This is a genomic window from Streptomyces sp. NPDC054840 (assembly GCF_053611065.1).
Genome location: NZ_JBSGZP010001156.1, coordinates 1 through 1,127, shown reverse-complemented (window position 1 = coordinate 1,127; position 1,127 = coordinate 1). Strand labels below are relative to the sequence as shown.

Annotated in this window: 1 protein-coding gene; it reads right to left on the bottom strand. The window is 77.2% G+C overall.

Translation table 11 applies throughout. The annotated features are described in order from the left end of the window. Positions 1 to 157: 157 nt before the first annotated feature. A partial coding sequence (locus tag ACWGIU_RS38330; protein ID WP_453712769.1) for an ATP-binding protein occupies positions 158 to 1,127 on the bottom strand: 970 nt, incomplete at its 5' end.

Here is a 1,127-nt window from a genome sequence, read left to right as displayed (position 1 = left end):
CGTTCGTGGCGTAGCCCGCCGGACCCGCCGGTTGCGTGTGGAGGGGCGCCGGGGCGTCCCCGCAGGGCGCCGACCGCAACCACCCCGCACGCTCCGACCCTCCCCACGTCGGCGCCCGAGGAGGCCCCGGCGCGCGCCGGGCTCCGTCGCGACCGGCTCACGGAGCCTCGGCCGGCACCTCCGGGATCTCCGGGGCGTTCAGAGCAGAGCCCTGCGCCGGCGGCATTCCGTGGAGCGGCTTGTCCGGCGTGCCGTGCTCCCGTCCACCGCCCCCGCCGGGCGTGAGCCGGCCCGGCAGCAGCTCCAGTACGGCCTGGCGGTACGCCGGATGCGTGGCCTCGTCGTACGGGTCCGGGGTGGCGGGCACCTGAAGCCGGTGCACGGGCCCGGTGCCGAGCCGGGCGTACCCGCGCCCCGGCGGCACGTGGGCCGTCGGGGTGGTGTGCGGTGGCAGCCCCAGTACGTCCGCGACCTGCTGGACGGCGGCGGGCCCGAGCACGACGCGGGCGCGGGTGTGCTGCCAGACGGCGTCGTTCAGCAGCTCCAGGTGCCCGAACTGCTCGGCCACCACCACCGTGACGTGCGCGGGCCGTCCGTGCCGCAGCGGCACCTGCAACTGGGCCAGCGGGTCGGGGCCGCCTTCGGCGACGGCGAGGTGGGCCAGTACGGTCGGCTGGTCCAGCAGGATCCACAGGGGTCGCCGGGTGTCCTCGGGTGCGGGCCGTCCGACCTCCCGGGCCCGGTGGGTGGCGATGAGCCGCCGTTCGGTCTCCTGCGCGGCCCATTCCAGGGTGGCCTGGGCCCCGGTCGGCCCGCATTCCACGGCGAGGACGCCGGCCCGGCCGGACAGGCAGGAGTACTCACCGCTGCCGCCGCCGTCGACGATCAGCACGTCGCCCCCGTGCCGCAGGGCCTGCAGGGCGACCGAGCGCAACAGGGTCGAGGTGCCGCTGCCGGGCTGGCCGACGGCCAGCAGGTGGGGCTCGGTGGAGCGGGGTCCGGTGCGCCAGATCACGGGCGGCACGTCCCGGGGCTCGTCGCCCTCCAGTACGGGCAGGGTGCGCTGCACGCCGCCGGCGTCGGTGAATCCGAGCACGGTCTCGCCGGGGGAGGTGACGAACGGCTGG